The organism is Nostoc sp., assembly GCF_035638895.1.
Lineage (GTDB): Bacteria > Cyanobacteriota > Cyanobacteriia > Cyanobacteriales > Nostocaceae > Nostoc.
Genome location: NZ_DASQZC010000287.1, coordinates 18,272 through 34,930, shown reverse-complemented (window position 1 = coordinate 34,930; position 16,659 = coordinate 18,272). Strand labels below are relative to the sequence as shown.

12 protein-coding genes are annotated in these 16,659 nt (G+C 41.5%); 6 read left to right on the top strand and 6 right to left on the bottom strand.

Translation table 11 applies throughout. The features are described from left to right. Positions 1-211: 211 nt before the first annotated feature. Positions 212-1,531 carry an IS4 family transposase gene (locus VE944_RS14020; RefSeq protein ID WP_324977957.1) on the bottom strand — a complete coding sequence of 440 codons (1,320 nt, stop codon included), beginning with the start codon at positions 1,529-1,531 and terminating at the stop codon, positions 212-214. Between the two features lie 485 nt (positions 1,532-2,016). Here VE944_RS14020 and VE944_RS14015 point away from each other — a divergent pair, with 485 nt between their 5' ends. The 3 genes from VE944_RS14015 to VE944_RS14005 all read left to right on the top strand — a co-directional run bounded on the left by VE944_RS14015 (position 2,017) and on the right by VE944_RS14005 (position 4,754). Next, positions 2,017-3,072 carry an aldo/keto reductase gene (locus VE944_RS14015; protein ID WP_324977956.1) on the top strand — a complete coding sequence of 352 codons (1,056 nt, stop codon included), beginning with the start codon at positions 2,017-2,019 and terminating at the stop codon, positions 3,070-3,072. A 112-nt stretch (positions 3,073-3,184) separates the two neighbouring features. Next, the gene (dps, locus tag VE944_RS14010) at positions 3,185-3,757 is read left to right on the top strand and encodes a DNA starvation/stationary phase protection protein Dps (RefSeq protein WP_324977954.1); all 573 of its coding nucleotides are present in this window, start codon (positions 3,185-3,187) and stop codon (positions 3,755-3,757) included. A 280-nt stretch (positions 3,758-4,037) separates the two neighbouring features. Further along, positions 4,038-4,754 carry a pirin family protein gene (locus VE944_RS14005; protein ID WP_324977952.1) on the top strand — a complete coding sequence of 239 codons (717 nt, stop codon included), beginning with the start codon at positions 4,038-4,040 and terminating at the stop codon, positions 4,752-4,754. A 323-nt stretch (positions 4,755-5,077) separates the two neighbouring features. On the opposite strand, the gene VE944_RS14000 is transcribed toward VE944_RS14005, so the two are convergent. After that, positions 5,078-5,257, bottom strand: a complete 180-nt coding sequence (locus VE944_RS14000) for a hypothetical protein (protein WP_324977950.1) — start codon at positions 5,255-5,257, stop codon at positions 5,078-5,080. Positions 5,258-5,319: 62 nt separating this feature from the next. Between VE944_RS14000 and VE944_RS13995 the strand changes: the two genes are divergently transcribed. Together VE944_RS13995 and leuS are read left to right on the top strand one after the other, a co-directional pair. Next, positions 5,320-6,555 carry an RNA-guided endonuclease InsQ/TnpB family protein gene (locus VE944_RS13995; protein WP_324977959.1) on the top strand — a complete coding sequence of 412 codons (1,236 nt, stop codon included), beginning with the start codon at positions 5,320-5,322 and terminating at the stop codon, positions 6,553-6,555. Between the two features lie 212 nt (positions 6,556-6,767). Further along, positions 6,768-9,413, top strand: a complete 2,646-nt coding sequence (gene leuS / locus VE944_RS13990; RefSeq protein ID WP_324977947.1) for a leucine--tRNA ligase — start codon at positions 6,768-6,770, stop codon at positions 9,411-9,413. A gap of 1,612 nt (positions 9,414-11,025) precedes the next feature. Here leuS and VE944_RS13985 read toward each other — a convergent pair. Next, on the bottom strand, positions 11,026-12,174 hold the full coding sequence (locus VE944_RS13985) for a glycosyltransferase family 4 protein (protein WP_324977945.1): 1,149 nt from the start codon (positions 12,172-12,174) through the stop codon (positions 11,026-11,028). Between the two features lie 559 nt (positions 12,175-12,733). On the opposite strand from VE944_RS13985, the gene VE944_RS13980 reads away from it, so the two are divergent. Beyond that, positions 12,734-13,885 (top strand): pyridoxal-phosphate-dependent aminotransferase family protein, encoded by a 1,152-nt coding sequence (locus tag VE944_RS13980; protein WP_324977943.1) that lies wholly within the window; start codon positions 12,734-12,736, stop codon positions 13,883-13,885. A gap of 414 nt (positions 13,886-14,299) precedes the next feature. Here the strand turns inward: VE944_RS13980 and VE944_RS13975 are convergent, their stop codons facing one another. From VE944_RS13975 to nblR, 3 genes are all read right to left on the bottom strand, one after another. Then, positions 14,300-14,527 carry a DUF2949 domain-containing protein gene (locus tag VE944_RS13975; protein ID WP_324977942.1) on the bottom strand — a complete coding sequence of 76 codons (228 nt, stop codon included), beginning with the start codon at positions 14,525-14,527 and terminating at the stop codon, positions 14,300-14,302. Positions 14,528-15,033: 506 nt separating this feature from the next. Further along, complete coding sequence (locus VE944_RS13970) at positions 15,034-15,540, bottom strand: DUF192 domain-containing protein (RefSeq protein ID WP_324977940.1); 507 nt, start codon at positions 15,538-15,540, stop codon at positions 15,034-15,036. A gap of 268 nt (positions 15,541-15,808) precedes the next feature. After that, positions 15,809-16,495, bottom strand: coding sequence for a response regulator transcription factor NblR (gene nblR, locus VE944_RS13965; protein ID WP_109009097.1), 687 nt, complete (start codon positions 16,493-16,495; stop codon positions 15,809-15,811). Positions 16,496-16,659 lie beyond the last annotated feature (164 nt).

Genomic DNA, 16,659 nt, shown 5'->3' with positions numbered 1-16,659 from the left:
GGGCTAACTGAACGCGGCTTGGGCAGAATTTACGAAGTAACCTATATTCCTTTGATTGAGTTTGGGCTAGTTGGCGTAATTTACTTAATTTTCCTGCTTATCTTATGGACAATTTCTCGTTTCCCTGTCAAGACGTAATATCATGTTTCCAGCTATTTTCAGGTAATATAGACTACGCGGTAGGGGCACAGCAATGCTCATTGGTGTCAACTTAAGAAGATAAAGCCCAAATTTGTTGAGTGTAAACGTCAATCTCTCGATGGCGCTTACGCCTGGATTTGACTAATCCAAAGAGCTTTTGATGTTCGACAAGATAAGGAACAGCCTCACTGGCATCACCACGGAGAACAGCTTGGGAGAAATGGTATAAACTGCGGAAAACCATCTCTGTAGAAATTTGGTCTAGAGGTTGGTTAAGAGCGATCGCTACATCGAGACATAATTGATTGAGAACAGCATAAAAAATCCAAGTAGCAAAAATTTGGATTTGTACACCATTAGTATCACCAACCCAAATATAGGCTAAACCTAAAAGCCGTTTCGTGAGCAGAAAAGCATCTTCAACGCGCCAACGACGACGATATAATTCACAGACTTGCTGTGCAGATAACATTTGTGGGTCGAGTACGTTTGTCAGGTAGCAATACCAAGTTGAACCCCATAAAACAGAAACCAAACGTACTTGTCGGTGACAAGGGTTAGAGCGATATTCCCCCATTTCAATAATTTGATCACGGTAAAATTGGGCTTCTGTCAAACAACGGATCACCTTGTAAGAAGTTTTTTCTCGTAGTCTGGTCACAAAAAACTTATCAGCTTGGGTAAATGCATCAAACCAAGGAAATTTGAAAAATCCTAAATCAAAAATTAGTAATCCACCTACTGGTAAGCGTTCGAGTAATTGATCGCACCAAACTTTATCATTGGCTTTACTGTTGGTTGTATACCAGGTTGTGACTGGTCGATGGCTAAAAGCTTCCACCACCATCATGATTTTTCCTGCCAGTATTTTTTCTTGTTCTTTGAGTGCTTTTAACTTCCTTCTTAGCGCTTCTAGGGTTGAACCGTCCGCAATCCAGATAGCCGTGAATTTGCTACATACTGGTTGCCAATTTTCTGGAATTACTTGATGTTTTGGTCTGGTAGTGATTGTTTGCATTACTTGCTCAAAAATTTGTGCAAATAATTCAATTGGTATTGCTTGCAATCTTTTCGATACTGCTTGGGCACTCACTTCCATTCGCTCTACCCATAACAATCCCTCTTGTGACAATACTCTTTGTACTTCTCTTAACCCAGGAATCTGACGATATACTAAACTCACAACGATCGCCATCATCACTGGTAAGGTCAATATTCTGTCTCGGAATTTTTTCTTTTCTTCGTTTTTATACAACTTTAGCGGTTTAAAGTTGCCAGGAGATAGTAATGAAAATATTTCTTGCTCGATTTCTGCAATTGGCGGCGCTGGTACATGCTTTTGCTGCCGCAAATCTGGGTTTCCTGTTCGCGCTGGACGTTTTCTACTCATGATGTATCACTAAGAACATCAACCAAGATTTTATTAGATTACATCTGATACGTCCTTTTTGCTTAAGTTGACACCAATGAGCAATGCTGTGCCCCTACTTATGGCTTAATACAGTTCAGTTAAGCATTTCTTCCTTCTCTTTATTAAATTATTAGAACAGCAGGATATTTAATAATTGGTTAGAGATATTTGAGGATGCAGAGGTCAGGGAGAAATGAGAGTTTGAGAGGTTTTTGCGTAAGTCTTAGTTAAGTAGGATGCTCAGTTAATTTATTAATTTGATTTTTAACTGTAACTTTTATGTATCCTCTCGATAAATGGAGGTGACAAAAAGAATAGTGTGGATTAACAAAGCGGCCGTTGCATTTAAATAGCACGACAACACAAATACGAAACGGCATGTTCTCAAACATTGCCCCCAGTTTCCAGTTATCATGCTTTTGGAATAGTATTTGCTTAGTTTTTTCATTAATGAGAAAATATTCATGAGATACAAACTCTTGGGCAAAAGCGGGTTAAGAGTCTCTGAACTCTCCTTGGGAACCATGACCTTTGGTGAAGATTGGGGTTGGGGTGCATCTGTTGACGAAAGCCATAAAATCTTCGATAGCTATGCAGAAGCAGGAGGAAATTTCATTGACACCGCCAACGGTTATACCGATGGTAGCAGTGAAAAAATTGTCGGTGAGTTGATTGCTAAAGAACGGGAACGCTTTGTAGTTGCGACAAAATATTCCTTTCCCTTGCAGATGAATAACAAAAAGGGCGACCCTAACGCCAGTGGAAATCATCGCAAAAACTTAATCCAGTCTTTAGAAGGTAGCCTGAAACGACTGAATACCGATTACATTGATTTATTCTGGTTGCACGCTTGGGATTTCACAACACCTATTGAAGAAGTCTTGCGATCGCTTGATGATGTAGTCCGTCAAGGTAAAGTACTTTACATCGGTATTTCTGACACACCCGCTTGGATCGTTTCCCAAGCAAATACCATCGCTCAATACCAAGGATGGACGCAGTTTGTCGCTTTGCAAATTGAGTATAGTTTAATTCAACGAACCCCAGAGCGTGACTTGCTACCGATGGCTAAAGCTTTGGATTTAGCAGTAACACCGTGGTCGGCTTTGGGTGGTGGTGTGCTGACAGGTAAGTATAATCAGCCTCCTCAAGAGGGTAGCGAACAAGGAAGATTAGTAAATCCAGCGTTTGGAACTATTTCAGAACGGAATTTAGCGATCGCTCAAGTTGTCAGTGAAGTTGCAATCGAAATTGGACACACACCTTCACAAGTAGCATTAGCTTGGTTACACGCTCAAAGTGGTGTAATTATTCCGATAATTGGGGCACGTAAATTAACGCAGTTTCAAGATAACTTAGCTTCTTTAAATATCACCCTCTTGCCAGAACATTTGCAACGTTTAAATGAAGTTAGTCAAATTGAACTGGGTTTTCCTCATGACTTTTTGCACAATGATGTAATTCGCGATCGCCTTTTCGGTGGTACTTTTAATACCATAGAAAACCATCGTATTAACTAATAGTAATAAACCTTAACATATTCAGGCGTTAATTCAATCGGTCGTCAGAGAGTTTCGCCAAGCCAAGCAATTCTGTAGAGTTAGATGTAAAAGGCATTAACAACGTAGAATCATGAGCGACAACAGCATTACATCACGTTTGTACCCTACCCGCATTGACATTCCCGCCGAAGCGCGAGTGCAAATCGTGGTACTTCTCAACCAAACTTTGGCAGCTACTTCTGATTTGAAAACCCAAGCGAAGCAAGCGCACTGGAATGTTAAAGGTACTGACTTTTACCAGTTACACTTATTATTTGATGAGCTTGCTGGGGAATTGGAAGGATACATCGATATGGTCGCTGAACGTGTCACAGCTTTAGGCGGATACGCTTTTGGAACAGCCCGCGCCGCAGCTAGTAATTCAATTTTGCCAGAATATCCCTTAGATATTTTGGATGGTAAAGACCATGTAACAGCCTTGTCAGATCGTTATGCATTCTATGCTAAACATCTCCGAGAAGCGATCGATAAAACTGATGAATTAGGCGACCTAGATACCGCCGACCTTTACACCGAAATTTCCCGCACCATTGACAAACGACTCTGGTTCTTAGAAGCTCATTTGCAAGTAGCAGAAATTAAAGCAGAGAATGGCAAAGCGGCTACTACTAAAATTGAAAAGATCCCTGCTGGTGTAAAATAAGCACTTCTGAGAAAAGTAGTCTTTCTTAAATCTAGTAGTATCTTTTTGGTAAGTACGTCACTTTTAAGTGCGTACTTTTCTTTTATATGTATATACTTTACTATTGAAATAGTTCAAAACTAGGTCGAAAAACTCCACAATATCTTCAAAAAGTGATATCTCAAGATTAATACTTCAAATTCATTAGTGAAAAAGTATCCTAATTACCTTCTAATTACTAACTCTTGTACAGACGCGATTCATCGCGTCTCTAAATACTGATTAACAATGAGGTAAATATATGTCTCAAAATACAATTAGCCATCTAATTCATGATAGAAACGCCCGTGGTCACGCTAAAATGGGCTGGCTCGATAGTTATCACACATTTTCCTTCGGTAGTTTTTACGATCCCAACCGCATGGGATTTCGTTCTCTGCGAGTAATCAACGACGATCGCATCGCCCCTGGTGCTGGATTCCCTACCCACAGCCATCGTGACATGGAAATCCTCACTTATGTTTTAGAAGGTGCTGTAGAGCATAAAGACAGCTTGGGTACTGGGTCAGTAATTCGTCCCGGTGATGCACAGATTATGAGTGCTGGAACTGGAATTAGCCACAGTGAATTTAATCCTTCACCAGACGAACCACTACACTTGCTACAAATCTGGATTCTTCCCGATCAAGAAGGGTTGACACCAAGATATGAACAAAAAGCTTTTCCTCTGGAAGAAAAACGCGGCAAACTCCGCTTAATAGCTGCTAAAGATGGGCGCGATGGTGCTGTGACAATTCACCAAGATGTTGATTTATACACATCTGTTTTAGAGTCAGGTGATGTTGTTAATTATCAAATTAAACGCGATCGCTATGGCTGGTTACAAATAGCGCAAGGTATAGTTAACTTAAATGGTGAAGAACTCAGAGCAGGCGATGGAGTGCAAATCAACGGCGAAGAACAGCTAGAAATTAGCACAAATATCGGCGGCGAAATCTTACTTTTTGATTTAGCGTAATCTAGCAATCCTGAGTCATTGCAGAGAAACAAAATCCCCCACAACTTTTACGAAGTGGGGGATATTTAGTTTACAAAAATTTCTCGATTGCCGTGCGAGTACAGGTATTGCATTGGGGATGATAAAGATAGGGATATAAAATCACAATAGTTTTGACGTATCCTTTTTATAGTATAAAAGTACTATTAGCTTTGAACCAAGGTTACAGGTAACAGAGTCGCCAGGAACTTTAGCTTTCACGCCGTAAGCCTCCCACTGTACTCGGTACTCCGAGTCAGTGGCGAGATATAAGGCGGTTGAAATTAACGCGACCTCCGACCAACTCAATCCGCAGGATTGATAGGGAGGGGGTCAGCGTTAATTTTAACACTCTCTGCATTTGGCAGTCTATCAACCCAGTCTTCTACTATTTGCGTGACTGTTTTATCTTTTATTGCAGCATAAGAGCGAAGTTTGTTTAATCTGCGCTCAGACATTCTCACATTTAATCTAGTAGTTTTCACTTTTGTCTACCCGTCGTTGTCACTTTTATGGTATTATAGCTTTAACGGTTGAGGGTGGACAAGTGAGGACAGCGTATCAATACAAGCTACGACCAACAACAAAACAAGCCATAGATATAGACAGATGGCTATCTATGCTATGCGCTCAATATAATTACTTGTTGGCTGATAGATTTGATTGGTACGAGCGCAATCGCTCACCAATTAATGCCTGTCCTCTTGTCTGCCATATACCAGAATTCCGGGACAACCCAGACTATTATTCACAAAAGAAAACGCTGCCACAACTGAAAAAAACTCATCCTTGGTACGGTGAAATTTATTCGCAAGTACTACAGGATATAGTCAAACGAGTTAAGGCAACGTTTGATCGGTTTTTAAAGGGTGATAGCAATGGCAAGCGAAGTGGACGACCTCGGTTTAAATCACGCGACCGATACAGAACTTTTACTTATCCACAGATGAAGGATGGGTGTCTGCAAGGCAACCTGATTACCTTGCCAATGTTTGGTATAGTCAGGGTTATTTTGCATCGTCCAATACCAGATGGATTTAAAATCAAAACTGCTTCGGTAACCAGGAAGGCTGATGGTTATTATTTAACCTTGAGTCTTGAAGATACAACAGTTCCGAATATTTTGCCCGATTTTAATGCAGATTCAATCACTGGTATCGATCTTGGTTTAAAGGAATTTTTGACAACTTCTGAAGGTGATGTTGTCTCAATCCCCCAGCATTACCGTAAATCTCAGAAACGATTGCGTGTAATCCAAAAACGTATCTCACGGCGGCATATTGGGAGCAATCGACGCAAAAAAGCTATTAAGCAAGTCGCTAAACAACATAAAAAAGTAGCTGACAAGCGCAAAGACTTTCACTTTAAAACCGCCAGTAATCTACTGGAAAAATATGATGTTGTAGTTCATGAAGATTTAAACGTCAAAGGTCTTTCTCGTTCCATGCTAGCTAAATCTGTGCATGACGCTGGATGGTCAAGCTTCCTATCGATACTCACAACCAAAGCCGCGAAATGCGCCACCGGGGAGTATCCCCGTGGACACTTTCGCGAAAATGCTGGGTTATTGGTAATTGCAGTGAATCCATCAGGTACGTCACAAGATTGTTCTAGCTGTGGGGTGAAAGTTCCTAAAAAACTGCATGAAAGATGGCATGACTGCCCCAATTGTAAACGCAGTCTTGATCGAGATCATAATGCAGCCGTGAATATTTTGAATAGAGCCGACGGTCACGCGGTTCTTAAAGCTCAACGCCTCCTAAGCAATAGCTGGATTGGTTGAGAAGCCCACACTGAAATTGGTACTCCAATTCAGTGTGTGGAGTGTGTCACGGATATAAGATAGATAGGAATGGGGGGTAGAAAAAAATAGTAAATTGATTTTGTAAATTAAATTAGAAAATTACTATACAGATAATTCCCTCAAAATAGTGGCTCAAATGTACTAGTAAGGGTCAAATACTAGAAAATTAGTAGAAGTAAAGTGTAACAGGCATGAAACCATTGGAAATACGTGATGTTGATTCTCGATATAACCCAGCAGCGATTGAGGAAAAATGGCAAAAAACATGGGTAGAACTTGGCTTAGATAAAACACCCACAGCTAGCAACAAGCCAAAATTCTACGCTTTATCCATGTTCCCTTATCCATCGGGCAGCCTACACATGGGTCACGTCCGTAATTATACGATTACCGATGTGATTGCCCGCCTTAAAAGAATGCAAGGCTATCGAGTAATACATCCAATGGGTTGGGATGCTTTTGGCTTGCCAGCAGAAAATGCCGCCATTGACCGTGGTGTACCGCCAGCAAAGTGGACTTATCAGAATATGGCCCAGATGCGGCAACAATTGCAGCGTCTTGGTTTATCCATTGACTGGGAATGTGAACTTGCTACCTGTTCACCCGATTATTACAAGTGGACGCAATGGATTTTCTTGCAGTTTTTGCAAGCGGGGTTAGCTTACCAAAAAGAAGCAGCAGTAAATTGGGACCCCATTGACCAAACTGTATTGGCAAATGAGCAAGTCGATAACGAAGGACGTTCTTGGCGCAGTGGCGCAATAGTTGAGCGCAAATTGTTGCGACAATGGTTTTTCAAGATTACCGATTATGCCGAAGAATTACTCAATGACTTGGATAAGTTAACAGGTTGGCCGGAACGCGTTAAATTAATGCAGGCAAACTGGATTGGCAAATCCACAGGCGCTTACTTAGAATTTCCTATCATTGGGATAGATGAAAAAATCGCCGTGTACACCACACGTCCAGATACCGTTTATGGTGTCAGCTACCTGGTGTTAGCACCAGAACATCCCTTAACAAAGCGTGTCACTACAAAAGAACAACAAGCAGCCGTAGAAGCTTTTATTAAAGAGGTTTCCAATCAAAGTGAGTTGGAACGTACTGCTGAAGATAAACCGAAGCGGGGTATTTCCACAGGTGGGGTGGCAATTAACCCATTTTCAGGTGAAGAAGTGCCAATTTGGATTGCTGACTATGTACTGTATGAGTATGGTACTGGGGCAGTGATGGGTGTACCAGCCCACGATGTCCGGGATTTTAAGTTTGCCAAAAATTACGATTTGCCAATTGATTTTGTCATCGCTTCCCCAGATGATGTTGCAGGTTTTGACTTAACTCCAACATCAGAGATTAATGAAGTCACACAACTTATCCAAATTGAATATAACCAGGCATACACTGAACCAGGAATTTTAATTAATTCTGGGTCTTTTACTGGTATGACTTCCACAGATGCTAAACAAGCGATAATTGAATACGCCGAACAACAAGGTTTTGGTAAAGTACGGGTGCAATATCGCTTGCGCGATTGGTTAATTTCGCGCCAGCGTTACTGGGGCGCACCGATACCTGTAATCCACTGTCCCAACTGTGGGATAGTGCCAGTGCCTGATAAAGATTTACCTGTACAGTTGCCGGAAGAGGTGGAATTTACTGGACGTGGCGGTTCACCTTTGACTCAGTTGGAAAGCTGGGTAAATGTGCCTTGTCCAACTTGTGGCACTCCGGCAAAGCGGGAAACTGACACGATGGATACTTTTATTGATTCCTCATGGTATTTCTTGCGCTTCCCTGACGCTAAGAATGAACAACAGGTTTTTGATTCTAGTAAAATTAACGACTGGATGCCAGTTGATCAGTATGTAGGTGGAATTGAACACGCGATTTTACATTTGTTGTATTCGCGCTTCTTTACTAAGGTACTACGCGATCGCGGTTTGTTAAACTTTGATGAACCCTTCCAACGGCTGTTAACTCAAGGTATGGTACAGGGTTTAACTTACCTAAATCCCAACAAGGGCGGCAAAGATAAATGGATTCCTTCTAATCTGGTAAATTCAGGCGACCCCCGCGACCCTCAGACAGGCGAACCACTGCAACGTCTCTACGCCACCATGTCTAAATCAAAGGGTAACGGTGTAGCCCCAGAAGATGTAATTTCCAAATACGGTATAGATACAGCGCGGATGTTCATCTTGTTCAAAGCGCCGCCAGAAAAAGACCTGGAATGGGATGAAGCCGATGTGGAAGGACAATTCCGCTTTTTAAATCGGGTTTGGCGTTTGGTTACAGATTATGTTGCAGCTGGGGTATCCCGTAAGCAAGCCCAACTCGCTGATTTAACTAAGGCAGAAAAGGAATTGCGGCGGGCAATTCACACGGCTATTCAAGCGGTGACAGAAGACGTTGAAGACGAATATCAATTCAACACAGCTATTTCAGAATTGATGAAGTTGAGTAACGCCCTAACTGATGCCGGCGGGAAAAATTCACCAATTTATGCAGAAGGTATTCGGACTTTGGTGGTATTACTAGCACCCTTTGCACCACATATTGCTGATGAATTGTGGCATTTATTGGGTGAAAATAATTCAGTTCACACTCAAACTTGGCCGTCATTTGACCCGGCTGCTTTGGTAGCTGATGAAATTACTTTAGTAATTCAAATTATGGGCAAAACTCGTGGCTCGATTCAAGTACCAGCACAAGCAGATAAAGCAGCGTTGGAGAAATATGCCCGTGAATCAGAAATTGCCCAACGTTACATCGAAGGTAAGGAGATTAAAAAGGTAATTGTCGTGCCTGGAAAGTTGGTAAATTTTGTAGTTAGCTAAGTACAGCTTTAGGTAAAATCGTGGCGAATTGAGGGTTTAAATTTAAACGCAAAGTGGCGCAGAGGGAAGCGCAGAGGTACGCGGAGAATTCGCTACGAATTAATGAAATGTTGTACTTAGCAATTGATAAAATTGTAAATTTAGCCTGACCAAACATCAGAGGATTTACATCCGTGACACTTAAAGAGTTAGAACAACAACTTCTTGCCCTCAGACAAGCGTGAAAAATTGCAGGCTATACATTTACTTGCTCAAAGTCTCGGCAACCATTGGCAAGGAATTGAAAAAACTCCTAGAGTCGGGAACAGTTTGCAGCACAGATAGATGAAGGTGTGACAGCAGAAAAACCGTTGCAAGGAAAACTAATTCGTGTGGTACGTCCAGTCACTTAAAATAATTTGTGATTCATAATAAAGTTTTGAAATGGGGATTTAGACCCTGCCTAATACCAATTCTCCAAAATGAGGCAACAAATGTAAATCAGGAAAGTCTTGCTGCATCAAGTTTCTTAATTGCGAATTGCGTTAGCGAGTCTTCTCCCAAGGGGAGACGCCAAGGGCGAACGAGCGTCGTTGCGAATTGCGAATTGGTATAACATACTTGCGGCTTGTTAGAAGGGGGGGATTTAAACCCACAGAATTGCTTAAAAAGTTTTGATGAAATGTACAAATGCTAAAGCCATTAAATATGTGTTGCAACAATTTTTATAACAGTAGTTTATCTCTCTGGTATATGTGTATTTAAAAACATCTGTATGATCTTCCAGAGAGTTGAACTGTTTTATTTATACACGAAAAAACGCTTGAGAGTTTTGCTCACTCAAGCGTTTCCCCGTAAAAGCTTATACCAACTCACTCGTTTGATGCAACATTTGAAATCTGCAACGCCCCCTCATTAGGGAGCATTGCGGGGATAACTTGTGACAAACATGTGGTGAAATGGTATCACTCCTTGCACTAACTAAGAATATCTCTTTTGCAAGAATACCGGGGATCTGGTGAGTGACAGTTTCTAAACTGAACACTAGTTAAAAACGACTCATCATGAATAGTAACTAACAAGACTAAGCACTATTGTAGCAATTTTATAAGTATAGTATAAAAACTTATAGTTTATCAGCGTAGGCGTAGCGCAACCTAGTCATTTCCTACCACTGAGTACAGGTTTAAAATATCCAGCAATTAGCAGCATAAATATCTCAAATTTAGCAGCAAATGAACCAGTAAGCATCAGTAGAAAATCGGCATCGAGTAAGGCAGATAAGCCTTTGATATTGACATTTAAGCGATTTGAGGGGAATAAATTATCAGATCCCCAATGGATAGAAGTAGAATGGCACTAAGAAAAGCACCTGATTATGATGAGATACCTGAAATAGCGCAAATCGACGAGCTAGATCACAAATGCTCGTAAAGAGGGCAGCTATGCTAAAAGCAAGCCACACTTAATAAATATAAGTAGTTGGACAAAAATATTTACAGTCATTGCGAGCGAACAGAAGCAATCCCAACCCGTGCAATTGCTACCCTTCGGGAAGGCTTCGCCTACATTACGCTTTGCTTCATTCGCAATGACATTGTGTAATTAATTCTGTCCAAGTACTTATATGGGATTAAAACAAGGAGGCTTTATACCTCGCACTGCGGGTCTCGGTATAATTCTTTGATATACTTTTCATCAAAGCAAGAATCGCCCTATAGTTGCGACGTGCATCAAAGCGTTCTTCAGCTATACGGTGGCTAGCAGCAGCCATCGCGTCTCTTTTTGTATCGCTCTTCAGGGCACGTACTGCATTAATAAGAGCAGCGGGATCTGAAGGCGGTACTATTAAACCATTAACACCATGTTCTACCTGTTCAGGTAACGCGCCAACATCAGTAGTAATCACTGGTAAACCCACTGCCATCGCTTCTGAAATGGCATTAGGTAAGCAATCTGCTTGCGTTGGAAAGACAAAAATATCGGCTTGAGCATAAAGTTCTTTGAGGGGCTGGCTATTAGGGGTTAGACCACAATGTACCCGTATGTTTTCGATCCCCGCCAATTTACGCTCAAGATTTGCATCTTTGGTAACAATTTCTAGCGTGCAATCTTGGTTTAAACTGTTGCGAAATGCTTCCAGCAGAGTGTAGCCTCCTTTACGAGCGAAATCCCCTCCCACAAATAACAACCGTAAGGCATTTGTGGAACTTTGATGCTCAGTTTTGTTGCGTCTGAAATTCCACTGTTCCAAGTCGACACCTGGTGGAATCACTGTCACTTTCTCAGCCGGCACACCATAGTCATCAACCACTGAGTCTTTAGCCCACTGACTAAATGCTACAATAGATGTAGCATTGTGGTATGTACTTTTGTTCCATAAAAATTTGCGACGTTCAAGTAAAGAGTTACCGCCCACCTTATGGTTGTAAGCTGCACCCATAGTATCGAAGTTTAAGGGTGTGCCATCAGTGGAAATTATAGTTGGTATGTGACGCATGAAGGGAATGGCGAACAGTGCTAGTGTCTGCGTATGCAAAAATAGTGCGTCCAGAGGTTGGATGCGCCTAGCCGCGTTGAGCGCATCGCGGGTACGCAAGCTAGCTCGCAATGACCAGTTGTTGCCAATAACTGGCATATATTTCCAGATATCATTTCCCCTCCACCATATAGGCATCCAACTTGGACAGATATCTGCATCTTCAGCTACCCAGTGCTTCAGGTTTTGGTAATGGGTAACATGTCCGAGTGCTTGTTCTACAACAAAACCAAAATTATACACTTTTAACTCCTCAATAACTTTCAATAGACCGAAAACTTTTGAAACTTGACGAAATCATAGGGTTTCAGGGGATACTTTGTCATCTAGCGAGAGCGTTGGCTGCAATTGCAGAAAGTCCATCCATAACGCCTGTTACTCAAAAAGTAGATTTTAAGAGGATTTTAGGGAATTGTATTCTCTGTCCAAATGAACTCCTGCTAAGGAAGAGAGAAAACTTTTCGGTCTACCGAATTTATTATACCTGTGCCTCATCTAGATAGACGTTTCACCTTTGGTTAAAATAGCCGCTCTCCTACAAGCAAACGCCTTAACCTGTTGTCTAGGTGTGTGGTAAGATTGCCTGGAACAGAGGTTTTATCTGAGTTGGAGTCTCGTATAAATTGCAAAGGTCAAGCTGACCGATCAATAACTCCCACGATACTTTTCCTATGGATTTGGAAAATATACAACAAGGCTGGTGACGAACTGAGTGGAATTTGTAGATGAATATCTAGAATTTGCTATCAGACTTAACCAACTCCCACAATTTTGACTTTTATTTGATTTTTAGGATACACACATGAACGACAAGCTGATGCTGATGATTCCAGGCCCAACCCCGGTGCCAGAAGCTGCCTTACTGGCATTAGCCAAGCATCCAATTGGACACCGTACCAGTGAATTTAGCAACATATTGGCAGAGGTGACGGAAAACCTCAAGTGGCTACATCAAACTCAAAGTGATGTGCTAACGCTGAATGTCAGTGGTACGGGTGCTGTAGAAGCCGGAATAATTAATTTTCTCTCTCCAGGCGATCGCATTTTAGTTGGTTCTAATGGTAAATTTGGCGAACGCTGGGTAGAAGTTGGTCAAGCCTACGGTTTGAATGTAGAAGAAGTTAAGGTGGAATGGGGAAAACCCTTAGACCCCGCAGTATTTGCCGAAAAACTCCAAGCTGATACTCAAAAGCAAATTAAAGCCGTAATCATCACCCACAGCGAAACCTCAACGGGTGTTTTAAATGATTTAGAAACCATCAACCGCCATGTCAAAGAACACGGTGAAGCTTTAATTATCGTTGATGCCGTGACTAGTTTGGGTGCGTTCAATCTACCTGTGGATGCTTGGGGTTTGGATATAGTCGCCTCCGGTTCCCAAAAAGGTTACATGATTCCGCCGGGATTGGGTTTTGTCTCTGTCAGCCCCAAAGCTTGGGAAGCCTACAAAACTGCGAAGTTACCAAAATATTATTTGGACTTAGGCAAATATCGCAAAGCCACAGCCAAAAATACAACTCCATTTACTCCCCCTGTAAACTTGATCGTAGCGCTGCACACCACGTTGCGAATCATGAAAGAAGAGGGTTTGGAGTCAATATTTGCTCGACATGAACGGCTGAAAAATGCTACACGCGCCGCCATTAAAGGGTTAAATTTACCCCTGTTTGCAGCAGATAGTTCCGCCAGTCCGGCGATTACGGCTGTAGCACCACAGGGAATTGAACCGGATAAAATTCGGTCATTGATGAAAAAACGCTTTGATATTGCCCTAGCAGGTGGTCAAGACCATTTGAGTAACAAGATTTTCCGTATTGGTCACTTGGGTTTTGTAAGCGATCGCGATATTCTTAGCTGTATCGCATCCTTAGAAGTTACCCTAAGAGAACTTGGCTACGAAGACTTCACCCCTGGATCTGGTATAGCGGCAGCAGTTAGAGTGTTTACACAATAGTCATTTGTCATTTGTCATTGGTCATTGGTCATTTGCAAAGGACAAAGGACAAATCAAAAGAGCGAGTTGATAATTTAACTCGCTCTTTTAATTTGTATATAAATGAGTAAAAACCGTCAAAGTTAATAAACGTATATATCAACCTTTGCACAAGGTAGAGTGAGTGTGACATGTCCCAATTCTCATAAATTATACCAAGTTGCTCTAAATAGTATTATTTGCTCTGGAGACAGTCGGATACCTTATTTGACCCCAAACAAAACTCACTTTGGCAACTTAGCATGATACCAGATTGGTATAATATATTATTCTTTCAGATTCTGATAACAGCCTTTTGGTAGAGACTTTTAATTTAAAATCCAAAATCAAAAATCCAAAATTATTATGACTTTTGACTTCCCCAAAGGGACTGACCTATGCCGTTTCCAGCCAATCATAAATTTGGTCTAACTGCTCTAAAGTAACTAATCCATACTGCCAAAGAATCATTGCCAAAGGGCCTGGGTCTTGCTCCCGATGCCGAAGCGCCACCGCCAGCGATGCTGTGGAAATTGCCAAATCTTCTTGCAAAAAATTAATCAGTCGAGAATATTTTGATTGTGCCATTTGTGTCTCACCTCCTTGTGCAGAATGTATTGTCATATATTAGTTCACCATTGCTTGGTAGCCAGTAGCCAGTATTTTATCTGTCACTTTGCCGTTATCAGCTATACACCCCACCAGAGTTTTTGTGATTTGCCTTTAACAAAGGCTTCTCATAGAAACTCTGAAAAATAAAAATTTTCTTACAAATTATCTGCTCAATTCTCAACCAGTATTTTTACTTAGTTCAATCGGCTCCATTTTGTTTACTTTTGTGCGTTATTTAATTACACATGTAGTAACAAAGATTCCATAGCCTATACTCTCTTATTGGCGACTATTTACACTTGCGCCCAAGGGAATATTTTTGCCAAACCTTAAGACTGCGATTTCAGGTTGGAGACAGTAGAATTTTACATCATTACCACAGTTTTTAAATAGTAGCGTTACAGATGGATTTTTACCATAGGACGTGCCATTTTTTACAAAAAAAACATAGACTTCGATAGTATAGACTCTGAACAGAGCAACTATCCAAATCTTTATCTACGCAAAGCAAGGAAGTCTCAAGGCTCAATTTTGACAATATCGCCCACTTTCAACTTCAACTCGGCAGCCCTTCCAGAGCGAAGTTCAATCACCTTATCGATTGGTGTATTGGGCCCATAGGTAGGACAAGGTTCAGTTGCACAAGGAGGTGCAGAAGCCTGAATATATTTAACTACACCGTTTTGTAAAAATACCATATCTAAGGCCACAGGTACATTCTTCATCCAGAAACTAACCGGTTGTGGTGAAGGAAACCCAAACAACATCCCCCGGTCATCTGGCAAAGCTGGTCGATACATCAACCCCATAGCTTGCTGTTGTGGTGTCTGCGCCACTTCTAACTGAATGATTGTGCCATTAGGAACAATGGCTTTAGCAGAAATTGGTAGTTTTTGACCTAAGCTCTGTGGTGCTGGAGTTTGAGAATTAGACGTGGGGCTGGGAGATTTAGCTGTTGTTGGCACAGAACAGCCCATCAGTAAAATACTCAGCAACATTGAGAGCAAACTTAGTCGATGAGTCATAATTATTTTTGATTTTGTAATTTAGATTTCAATTTTACAGAATTTAAGCTAGAAAACTCACGGCTTTTATTCGTCCTTTCAGGAGGCAGGAGTAACCCAGACCTTATGCAAGGTAGGATTGAAGTTAAGGACGCTTTGTGATCCGTGGCACGGCGACGCTCGTAAGCGTTGCGGTAGCGAGGAACGAGCGTCCGTAGGAGCGTCTGACTCGCTCTAAGCATACTCCTAGGTCGAAGCAAGCTATGCGTAGCGTCTCGTAGAGAGTGTACTAAGATTCTCTCAAAACGTACCCTACACCTCGCACCGTTTGAATGAGGCGCTTTTGTCCTTCATCTTCAATTTTTAGGCGCAAGTAGCGGATATACACTTCAATTACATTGGACTCACCCAAAAAGTCGTAACCCCAAACATTTTCTAAAATTTGTTCGCGGGTTAACACCTCACGGGGATGTTCCATTAAGAATTTTAATAGTTCAAATTCTTTCATTGTCAAGTCAATTGCCCGTCCGCTATGTATAGCACGGCGAGTTGCCATATCTAAAATCAGATCCCCAAAACGTAACTGTTCCGTGGTATCTACGTCAGGTTTTAAGTAGAGCCGAATCAACTTCAAAAAGTCTTCTGAGCGATAAGGCTTCAGGATGTAATCATCCGCTCCTGCTTCTAGACAAGCTACACGATCATCGACTGTATCCCTCGCCATTAAAATTAATACAGGCGATCGCATACCAGTGCTTCTCAGATTTTTGCACAATGAGAGTCCTGATTCTCCTGCTAACATCCGGTCTAAAACAATTAAAGCAGGTTGGCGATCGCGACAGTGTTGTAAACCACTAGTCGCATCATGAGCCAAAATTGATTCATAGCCGGCTTCTTGCAAATCGCAAGAAAGCTGATTTGCTAGGCTCTCATCGGTTTCAATCACCAAAACACAGGGACTTGGAGCAACTGTCATAACAACTTGGGATATTGGATTTGGGATTGTAAAGATATTCCAGAGAAAATCTTTACATCGGTTATAAAGTGCAATTACGAGTTTTTAATGATGGAGCAATCCTGATTTGACACACTGCTAAGAATCTTTTAGCACGTTCAGGTATCAGCCATCTAATTCTGCGA

Coding starts and splice junctions, on each gene's coding strand:
- VE944_RS14020 (WP_324977957.1), bottom strand. CDS start 1,531: ATGAGTAGAAAACGTCCAGCGCGAACAGGAAACCCAGATTTGCGGCAG.
- VE944_RS13975 (WP_324977942.1), bottom strand. CDS start 14,527: ATGACAATACATTCTGCACAAGGAGGTGAGACACAAATGGCACAATCA.
- leuS (WP_324977947.1), top strand. CDS start 6,768: ATGAAACCATTGGAAATACGTGATGTTGATTCTCGATATAACCCAGCA.
- VE944_RS13980 (WP_324977943.1), top strand. CDS start 12,734: ATGAACGACAAGCTGATGCTGATGATTCCAGGCCCAACCCCGGTGCCA.
- VE944_RS14015 (WP_324977956.1), top strand. CDS start 2,017: ATGAGATACAAACTCTTGGGCAAAAGCGGGTTAAGAGTCTCTGAACTC.
- dps (WP_324977954.1), top strand. CDS start 3,185: ATGAGCGACAACAGCATTACATCACGTTTGTACCCTACCCGCATTGAC.
- nblR (WP_109009097.1), bottom strand. CDS start 16,495: ATGACAGTTGCTCCAAGTCCCTGTGTTTTGGTGATTGAAACCGATGAG.
- VE944_RS14005 (WP_324977952.1), top strand. CDS start 4,038: ATGTCTCAAAATACAATTAGCCATCTAATTCATGATAGAAACGCCCGT.
- VE944_RS13970 (WP_324977940.1), bottom strand. CDS start 15,540: ATGACTCATCGACTAAGTTTGCTCTCAATGTTGCTGAGTATTTTACTG.